Origin of the sequence: Streptomyces sp. NPDC059994 (assembly GCF_042737755.1) — a bacterium.
Classification (GTDB): domain Bacteria; phylum Actinomycetota; class Actinomycetes; order Streptomycetales; family Streptomycetaceae; genus Streptomyces.
Genome location: NZ_JBHWUR010000040.1, coordinates 49368 through 58272, shown reverse-complemented (window position 1 = coordinate 58272; position 8905 = coordinate 49368). Strand labels below are relative to the sequence as shown.

7 protein-coding genes and 1 pseudogene are annotated in these 8905 nt (G+C 70.1%); 1 reads left to right on the top strand and 7 read right to left on the bottom strand.

Annotated features, from left to right (window positions below):
* From ACFWA7_RS21060 to ACFWA7_RS21050, 3 genes and pseudogenes are all read right to left on the bottom strand, one after another.
* Nucleotides 1-327, bottom strand: a pseudogene (locus ACFWA7_RS21060) (helix-turn-helix domain-containing protein); the annotation flags it as partial.
* 156 nt (nt 328-483) lie between these two features.
* Nucleotides 484-1503, bottom strand: coding sequence for a DNA cytosine methyltransferase (locus tag ACFWA7_RS21055; RefSeq protein ID WP_385824519.1), 1020 nt, complete (start codon nt 1501-1503; stop codon nt 484-486).
* Between the two features lie 53 nt (nt 1504-1556).
* The gene (locus ACFWA7_RS21050) at nt 1557-1826 is read right to left on the bottom strand and encodes a hypothetical protein (protein ID WP_385824517.1); all 270 of its coding nucleotides are present in this window, start codon (nt 1824-1826) and stop codon (nt 1557-1559) included.
* 207 nt (nt 1827-2033) lie between these two features.
* On the opposite strand from ACFWA7_RS21050, the gene ACFWA7_RS21045 reads away from it, so the two are divergent.
* Nucleotides 2034-2468, top strand: coding sequence for a hypothetical protein (locus ACFWA7_RS21045; protein ID WP_385824515.1), 435 nt, complete (start codon nt 2034-2036; stop codon nt 2466-2468).
* A 715-nt stretch (nt 2469-3183) separates the two neighbouring features.
* On the opposite strand, the gene ACFWA7_RS21040 is transcribed toward ACFWA7_RS21045, so the two are convergent.
* The 4 genes from ACFWA7_RS21040 to ACFWA7_RS21025 all read right to left on the bottom strand — a co-directional run bounded on the left by ACFWA7_RS21040 (nt 3184) and on the right by ACFWA7_RS21025 (nt 8845).
* Nucleotides 3184-3669 carry a hypothetical protein gene (locus ACFWA7_RS21040; RefSeq protein ID WP_385824513.1) on the bottom strand — a complete coding sequence of 162 codons (486 nt, stop codon included), beginning with the start codon at nt 3667-3669 and terminating at the stop codon, nt 3184-3186.
* 47 nt (nt 3670-3716) lie between these two features.
* On the bottom strand, nt 3717-3974 hold the full coding sequence (locus ACFWA7_RS21035) for a hypothetical protein (RefSeq protein WP_385539545.1): 258 nt from the start codon (nt 3972-3974) through the stop codon (nt 3717-3719).
* 99 nt (nt 3975-4073) lie between these two features.
* A complete protein-coding gene (locus ACFWA7_RS21030) occupies nt 4074-8423 on the bottom strand; it encodes a polymorphic toxin type 17 domain-containing protein (protein ID WP_385824511.1) in 4350 nt (1449 codons plus the stop codon).
* Nucleotides 8420-8845 (bottom strand): hypothetical protein, encoded by a 426-nt coding sequence (locus tag ACFWA7_RS21025; protein ID WP_385824509.1) that lies wholly within the window; start codon nt 8843-8845, stop codon nt 8420-8422. The genes ACFWA7_RS21030 and ACFWA7_RS21025 overlap by 4 nt, the downstream gene beginning before the upstream one ends.
* Between the last annotated feature and the right edge of the window lie 60 nt (nt 8846-8905).

Sequence of the window (8905 nt, the reverse complement as noted above, 5' to 3'; positions counted from 1 at the left end):
CCCGGGGGCCGATTCCCGGCCCGGGTCGAAATCCGGTCCGGGCCGGTCCTCGGCCCCCCTCTCATCGAGGAGCGGCAGACGGTAGACCGTCTCCCCGCCGGGCCCGGTCCGGCCCTCGACGACGGCGAGCTCACCCGAGGCGAGCAGGGCGTCGACCGCGTGGCGGACGGTGGAGCGGGCGGCCCGGGTCCGCTGCATGAGCGCGGCCGTACCGGCGTAGGCGACGCCGTCGGCGCCGGCGCGGTCAGCTACGGCGAGCAGGACCAGACGAGCGGCGCCTCGGGCGCGGGACCGGGTCCACACCCAATCCGTTGCGGCGAGGCTCAAGGGTTCGTCTCCTTACGGGATTTGGGTCGCCGGGCGGTTCGGGCCGCCCGGCAAGGGCGGCAGGTGTGTGAAGCGGGCAGCGGTCGCCGACGACGTAGCGGCGCGTACCTGCCGCGCGGCAGTAGGAACGGGCGGCGCCGTCCCAAAAACCGCAGATCACGCGACAGGCGCCAGAGCGGCGCGGTCGAGGAGCAGGCGCAGCGCGGCCTCGGCCTGCCGGACAACGACGCCGTTCCCCAGGGCGCGCAACTGTGCGTTGCGGCCGAGGCCCGGAACGCCGGTCACATGCCCCTCGTCGAGTCCGTGCATCCACTCGACGAACGGCGGGTCGAGGCGACGGCGATCGTCAACTGCCCGGGGAGCGGAGCGGGTGAGGCGCTCCCACCGCTCGACGGCGCCCCGGTAGATCCCCCAGTCGAGGGAAGCATCGTCACCAGCAGCGGCAGGGGAGGGGCACCGATGCCGTTCCGGTGCTTCGCCCGCATCCGTTCCCGTCGCGCCCGCCAGACTTCCGGGGCCTTCCCGTCGTCGTGGCCCGATGCCGAGGGCGTCGGCAGCAGGTGCTCGACCTCGTCGGCGAGCGTCGGCCCATGACCACCCGCGCGCCGCTTGTCCGGATGCTGCGAGCCCCCGTTCGAGGCGAGATTCGAGGTCGGGGTCTTCAGCAGCGGGCCACGCGACGACGAACACGCGCTCTCTGCGGTGGGGAGCGCCGATCTCCGATGCGCGTACGCACGCCCACTCCGCATCGAACCCGAGGCGGGCCAGGTCTGCGAGTACAGCGCCGAGTGCGCGCACAGCAGGCTTACCGCCTCCGTCTCCCACGCACCACGTGCAGCGTTCCATGTCGCTATGGGCCGGCGCGGAGAGGAGTCCGCGGACATTCTCGATCACCACCAGGGAAGGGCGTAGGGACTGGATAGCGCGGGCAACGTGCAGCCACAGACCGGACCGCGTACCGGCGGCGATGCCGGCGCCGAGGCCGGCCTCGCTCACGTCCTGGCACGGAAACCCGGCGGTAAGGATGTCGACGGGCTCGACCAGGGCGAAGTCTGCTGCGGTCAGATCGCCGAGGTTCGGAACCTCGGGCCAGTGGTGCGCGAGGATCGCCGCGGCGTTGGCGTCGTTCTCGACGTGCCACGCCACCGATCCGCCGAGCACCTGCTGCACGGCCATGTCGAGACCGCCGTACCCCGAGCAGAGACTGCCGATCCGGGGACCGGCGGCGCTCACTGCTCGGCGCCGACGAAACGGGCGTAGACCCGGTGCTCGACGCGGCCCTGCTCGACGACAGACCGGGCGACCGCCTCGAACGCGCCGTCGGGGTAAGCGGCCAGTCGACCGCTGCGGATGGCCTGCGCGGCCGACGATGCCCGAGCGATCGACGCGAGCCGCTGCACGATCGCCCACTCGCCCGGACGGTCGGCGAGCTCCGTCGCGATCAGAGCGTGCTTGGTGTTCCGGCTGCGCGGCGGCGGCCCGGTGAAGGTGACAGACACAAGATCCCCCATGTGTTCTCGGACACGAACAACAGCGGGCACAAGCTGCCCGGTACAGACTGTTTGTCTGTTGCTGTTCTCGAACAAGAACAAACGTAGTCGTGGCTGATTCCGCACGTCAACGCAGTTCCAGGGTGTGCATTCCGGGGTAATGGCTGCTTAGATAAGATCGTTCGCGTTCTGCGACAAGAACGGAGATGAGAACCCGTGTCCCCCATAGGCGGCGAGAGCTCGACGCCCTTCACCGACATGGTTCGCGAGGTGCTCGCCGTCCCGGGCGCGACCCTGCGAAGCGTGGCCGAGCGGGCAGTCGACCCCGAGACGGGCAAGAAGCTCCAGTGGACGACCCTCGCGAAGATCAAGAACGGCGAGAGCTACCGGCACGACAAGTGGATCGTCGGTGCCATCGCGGCGGCGACCGGGCTTGATCCCGTCGAGGTGCGGAAGGCGGCGGCGGCTGAGTGGGTGGGGCTGACGGCCGGCGACATCCTCGGCATGTCAACACCCAAGGTTTCCATCGTCGTTGCGTACCAGCCAGGAACAAGGCCCGAAGATCTACCGTTGGTTAGAGAGGCGCTCAAGAATCTTGACCTCGAAGACGCGACGATCACGGTCACCGAGGAGCCTCACGGAGCGTCGTAGTCGCGTGACCTGCGGCGATATGGACGCTAATGTGGATCGAGCCTTGCCTCGGACGTGTGTTCGAGCAAGGTGCCGGCCATGCCACGAGGGGGGCATCTTGTACCGCGTCCGCCGTACCCGACTCGACGACACCGCACCAGCAGCAGGGCGTGCGACCGCTGACAAGCGCGACATCCTGCTCGACGACAGACACATCACGGACACCGGGGCCATAGCCCTTGAGGCTGTCCTGAACGCCCTTCCCCCCACGGGCGGTCAGGAGCGAGCTTCGAAGTGTCCCCAGCAGCCCGACGCGAGCGGGGCGGCGCAGGACTGAGGAAGTGAGGAGGGGCCGCGCGGCGCAAGCCGTGCGGCCCCTCTGGTGCGTCTGGCGCCGATGGCCTCACGTCGGCTTGTCCGTGCCACCCCTCCCAATCCTTCGGACACCGGGCAAAGGGGCTGATGGAGGGGCTTGCCGTGTGGCCATCGTGAGGCCGAACGGCTCTGGAGTGGTCGGCACCGGCTGACACTCGAACATGCTGTGAACCCATCTGACCTGCATGTTCTGTCACGCGCCGGTACCGACCAGCACCCCCCACCACAAAGGATCTTGAGCTCGTAATGCGTAGGTCTCGGGTTCGAATCCCGAAGGCGGCTCTGTAGAACCCTCAGGACTCACTCGCCGTGACCTGGGGGTTTTGCTTTTAACGGATGCGGCGTCGGCGCCGGGCCGGTGTCACCCCGCCCCCGCCCCCGCCGCCTCGACGGCCTCGGCCCAGGTCGCTCGGAGGTCGCCGGCGCGGACCGTGATCGTGGCGTCGGTCAGGGCTATCTCGTGGGTGCAGCCGCCGTCGGCGGTGGGGAGGATCTCGTCGAGGAGTACGGCGTCGGACCGCATCCAGTCGATTTCGTGGTCGTAGGCGAGTGTGAAATGGGCCACGCCTTCGTAGGTGATGCGAAGACCCGCGTCGTGCTTCCACTGGTTGGGGGCGAATTCGAGGGTGAGCGTTCCGCTCTTGTCCGTCGCGATCCGGATGTCGGAGAGCTCCAGGTCCTTCACGCACCGGGTGGCGTTCCGGGTGTAGTGGTCGGCGTCGGAGGCGAAGGCCCGGGCGCCGGGGGGCAGCGCTCCTTCGAGTTCGGGCAGCGCCGCCAGGTACGCGGTGGCGTCCGTGAAGAACCCCTGGAGGTCGCCGTCCCAGGCAGCCTTGACGTATTTCATCTGCAACCGACCGCGTAGTTCCAGTCGTTCCAGTCGTTCCAGTCGCTCTAGTAGTAGTCCTCGTGCTTGCGGTCCTGGCCCGTCGGGGTCAGTTCGTGGCGTTCGAACTGCACCGTGTAGTCGTAGTCGTCCACCATGACCGCGTAGGCGGGGGGAACCTCGGGGTCGCGGGGTTCGGTGATGCCGAGGATCGCCCCGAGGCGGCCCGCCAGTTCGGGGCGGCGCGGGGAGTGGGTGATGCGGACCTCGGCGTAGAAGTGGAACGCGTCCTCGGGGGTCTGATCGGCCTGATCGGTCTGTTCCATGGCGGTCATTCCGTTTCCTGCTGTCTCTGTCTCTGTCTCTGTCTTTGTCTCGGCGCCTGCGTCGTCCACTGTCTCACCGTCTCTCTGGGCTCTCCGGGCTCACTTGTGGGTGATCTCTCCGTCCAGGGACACGTTCAGATGGCTGCCGTCACGGCTCAGCCAGCCGAGCTGGGCCCGGCCCTTCTTGCTCAGCTGCACGTCCCACTCGAACGGCTGGCCCGCGGTGCGCGACGGGCCCTTGATCCACTCGTTACCGAAGCGGTCGATGTAGCCCTTCCGCGTTCCCCGGGGCAGGCCCGAGTTCACATTGACGTCCTGCGACGGTACGAACCGGATGCGGCCGGAAGTCGGCAGCTGGGCCTCCTTGATGAGCCCCTTCACCCCGGTCCGGGGCTTCGACGTCGGTACCGGCTCGTCGCACGTCTTCAGCCCCAGCGGGTCGATCATCGACAGCGGGGTGTCGACGTATCCGTGGTGGTTCGGCGCCGGATCCAGCCCGAGGGGGTCCGCGGACAGATAGCGCGCCGTTTCCGGGTCGTAGTAGCGGAAGTAGTTGTAGTGCAGTCCGGTTTCGGGGTCGGCGTACTGGCCGGGGAAGCGCAGGGGGCAGTCGGCCGTGCCGTCGTCCGGGGCGGTGGAGTGGCGGGCGCCCCACAGGACGTGGTGGTGCTGCCACGCCAACTCGCCGTCCGGGGCGACCAGTTCCGTGGGGGTGCCCGCGGTGTCGGTGATGACGGCGTGGAAGCGGACGGTGCGGTCGGCGGTGGTGTCCTCGGCCAGCGACGACAGGAGAGACGTTCCTCCGGTACGGACGAGGGGGCGGTGATCGGTCTGGGTGAGGGGACGGTGGGAGTCGGGGGCGTAGTCCCAGGTGGTGACCCGGCCGCCCGGGGCCTTCTGTTCGGCGAGGCGGGTGTCGTCCCACGTGAAGTCGGTGCGGTCGGCCGTCGAGCCGTCTTCGAGCAGCCGGTACTTGGCGATGCGGCGGCCCATCGGGTCGTACGCGTAGTGCCAGTGCTCTCCGTCCGGGGTCACCGCCCCGGTGAGGCGGTCCTCGGGGCTCCAGGTGTAGGTCCAGCTCCGGCGCTGCCCGTTGAGGAGCTTGCGGGTGCGGCGGACCAGGCGGCCCTGGGCGTCGTGCTCGTACGTCGTGTTCCCGGACCGGCGGATCAGGGTGCCCTCGAACTCGAACGAGAACTCGCGCTCGCCGGTGGGCTCGCCGATGGCTTCGCCGCGCGCCTCGCCGCTCGCCTCGCCCGTGGCCTCGACGGCTGGGGCTGCGGCGGGGGCGGCGGCACGGGTCAGGTTGCCCGCCGTGTCGTAGGCGTACGCCTCGGTCCAGCCGTGCGCCCGGACGCCGGTGACCCTGCCGGCCGGGCTGGTGGTGAACCTCCTCGTACCCGAGGACAGGTCGCGGATCTCGGTCAGATGGCCGTCCGCGCGGTAGGCGTAGGTACGGTGCTGGAGGAGGCGGTCGGCCAGGTCGGAGCGGGCGGTGAGGGACTGGGCGGCGAGGCGGCCCCCGGCGTCCCAGTCCTGGTGCAGGGTGACTCCGTCGCCGATGCGGCGCGACGTCTCCCGGCCGGCCGCGTCGTACGAGAAGGTCAGCGTGCCCGCGTCCGAGGCCAGTTCGACCGCGCGGCCGGTCGGGCAGTACGACCAGCGCGAGACCAGTCCCGACGGGGTGGTGCGGCTGACGAGCCGCTCGCCGGCGTCGTACGCGTATGTCGTGGTGCGGCCGTTCACCGTCTCGGCCGTCACCCGGCCGAGCGCGTCCCGGACGAGGGTGATCTCCGCGTCGGCGTTGACCGCGCGGATCAGATGGCCGGCCGGGTCGTAGGCGTAGGTCGTGGTCCCGTCGTCCGCGGGGGAGCGCTGTTCGGTGATCCGGCCGAGCGGGTCCCGCGTGAAGTGGAGGGATTCACCTGCCCCGTTGGTGCGCGAGACCAGTTCGCCCGCCGCGTTGTACGTGTAGCTGAGGGTGCGGCCGTTGAAGTCGGTCTCCGCGGTCGGGCGGCCCGCTTCGTCGTAGGTGTAGGCCCAGGTCAGGCCCTGGGCGTTGGTGACGCCCGTGAGTCGGCGCTCGGTGTCGTGGGTGAAGGTGTAGGTGGCGCCGTCGGCGGTGGTGTGGGTGGCCGGGACGTCGAACGGGGCGGGAGTGTGGCGGGTGGTGTGGCCGGCCTGGTCGGTGTGGGTGAGGGGGTTCCCCTCGGCGTCCCAGGTCCACGACTCCGTCGTGCCGTCGGGGTGCTCGCGCCGGGCGGGTTTGCCTTCGGTGGTCCAGGTGGTGCGGGTGGTGTGGCCGAGGGGGTCGGTGACCTCGGCAGGGCGGCCGAAGGGGTCGCGGCGGACCGTCGTGGTGCGGCCCAGCTCATCGGTGATCGCGGCGGGGAGGCCGGCCGGGTCCGGGGTGATGCGCCGCGTGCCGCCGAGGGCGTCGGTGACGGCGGTCAGATGGCCCGACCCGTCCCAGCTGTGGGTGGTCCGGGCGCCCAGCGGGTCGGTGGTGGTGAGGAGGTTGCCGAGTTCGTCGTAGGTGTGGCGCCAGGTGGCCCCGCCCGGTTCGATGACCTCGACGGGCTGGCCGAGCGGGTTGTAGGCGGCGCGGGCCACCGAGCCGTCGGGCAGGGTGAGTTCGGTGAGGTTGCCGTGCTCGTCGTACGCGTACCGGGTGGTGCGGCCGAGGGGGTCGGTGCTGGTGAGGGGATTGTCGCCGTACTCGTCCCACTGCGTGCGGGTGGTGTGGCCCAGTTGGTCGGTCTCCTCGACGACCAGGCCCTCGCTGTTGTAGCGGTGGCTGGAGGAGTGCCCGAGTGAGTCGGTGTACGTGGTGGTGCGGGCCACCTCGTCGTAGGTGAGCGTGCCGGAGAGGATGCCGTCGACGCCGTCGGTGCGTACGACCCGGCCCTGTGTGTCGTACACGTAGGAGAACCAGGTGCCGTTGCGGTCGGTCCACCGGGTCATACGGCCCTGGTCGTCGTAGGCGAACGTCAGGGGCCTGCCGCTGGAGTTGACGACCTCGCTGAGGTTTCCGGCGGCGTCGTATCCGTAGCGCATCACCACGGTGCCCGCGTCCGGAGGGAGCTGGCCGGTGTAGCGGTCGGGGGCCCGCTCCAGCAGGCGCAGGGCGGTGATGCGCGGGCCGTGGGAGTCGACGGCGAGGTAGTAGCCGCCGGAGTGGCGGATGCCCTCGGGGACGCCGCCGGCGTTGCGCTCGATGTCGATGCGGGCACCGCTGCGGTCCTGCCAGGCGTCGATGGGCAGGTGGAAGACGCCGGGGGTGGCGGAGTTCAGCGGGGTGCTGAAGGAGCGGACCACGCCGGTGGCCGGGTCGGTGATCGTCATCACGCCGTCCGGTTCGCCGTCCCACTCCAGCGGCCAGCGGGCGCCCTTGAGCGGCAGCACCGGCTCGCCGGGAGCCGGCACCGGGTAGACCAGGCGCATGCCGTCCGCGCCCGCGAAGACCACGCCCTCGCCGTCGATCTGGACGCATTCGTCCAGGGTGGAGATCCAGGTCGGGCCGAAGCACACCCCGCCCCGGTAGGAGGACAGATGGGTGCGCTCGAAGACGAACGGCAGCGAGGCGGGCAGCGTCAGGTCGGTCTGCGACATGAGCATCGCCCCGGTCGCCACGTCGATCGGCTCTCCGACGCACCGGGTGCGCTCGCAGTTGCGTGCGGCGGGCCCGAGCTCGACCAGGTCGGGGCGGAGCGAGGGCGGGCGCAGCATGAACGGTGTCGGGTTGGTGAACGCGCCCTCGACTCCCGCCTTCACCACGCCGCTTCCGGCGCCCAGCACCCCGCCGTAGATCATGCCGTCCTTGGCGGCCTGGTTGATCTCGTCCAGGCTGAAGCCGTCCTGCAGACCGGTGGCGATCTTCAGCGGCTGGGCCACGGCCAGGTCGACGGTGACCGACTCGACACCGCCGAACGCCGCCGCCACCAGCGTCCCCGCCGCGATCTCCGCGACCGTGGTGGAGACCGCGACGCCCAGGGTGGCGCCCATCTCGATGATCACGTCGGCGGCCGCCACCGCCGCCCCCGAGGCCAGGCCCGCGGTGAAGAAGGCCAGGGCGATGCCACCGGCGATCACCGCCGCGTCGATGCCGATCTGCGTCCACAGCTTGGTGATCGCGTCGTCCACCGCGTCCGCGAACTTCTCCAGCGCGTCCGCCATCTTCCGCGACGACTTGGCCAGATCGCTCAGCCAGCCCGCGTCCTTGCCCTTGGCGTACCGCTCCCAGAACGTGGTGAAGGTGTCGATCGCCTCACCCTTGTTGTTGTGGATGAGCGAGGTCGCCGTGTTGTTCACCGGGGTGCGTACGTCGTCGACCGCGTCCGCGAAGGTGCGCCAGGCCTGCGCCGCGTGCCGCAGCGTGCCCGAGTTCGCGTCCGGCCACCACATGCCCAGCTTGAGCAGGACCTTCTTGGCCTCGTCCTCGATGCTCACTCGGCACCGTCCTGAGGGGCGTCCTGGGGGCCGTCCTGGGGGCCGTCCTGCGGGTTCACCTTGGCGAACATCCCGGCGATCAACTCGTCGTTGTCCACATGCCCGTCCGACATGTCGATCATCGCCTCGTGAATGCTCGTCAGCCCGAGCACCAGGATCCCGGCGCCACGCTCGATCGCCTTCTGCTGCGGCTCGTACGCATCCCCGAACGCGCTGCCCTGCTCGTCGTCGCCCCAGGGCTTGCCGAAGCCGTCCAGCGCCTTCACCAGGTTCGTCAGCGCCGTGCTCAGGTTCTTCGCCTGTTCGTGGAAGACCGGCGCCGACAGCTTCAGATCAGCCGTCTTGATGTCCAGAACCTTGCCGTCGTCGCCCACCGGCACCTTCCCCCGTCGATCCCGCACGCGCCCCTGCGACTCGCGCATGCCATTCCTTGACCGTAGGAGGCCAGAGTCATGAGATCGCAAAGCGGAGGTCGTGGGTAC

Coding starts and splice junctions, on each gene's coding strand:
- ACFWA7_RS21055 (WP_385824519.1), bottom strand. CDS start 1,503: ATGGCCGTGCAGCAGGTGCTCGGCGGATCGGTGGCGTGGCACGTCGAG.
- ACFWA7_RS21040 (WP_385824513.1), bottom strand. CDS start 3,669: ATGAAATACGTCAAGGCTGCCTGGGACGGCGACCTCCAGGGGTTCTTC.
- ACFWA7_RS21035 (WP_385539545.1), bottom strand. CDS start 3,974: ATGGAACAGACCGATCAGGCCGATCAGACCCCCGAGGACGCGTTCCAC.
- ACFWA7_RS21025 (WP_385824509.1), bottom strand. CDS start 8,845: ATGCGCGAGTCGCAGGGGCGCGTGCGGGATCGACGGGGGAAGGTGCCG.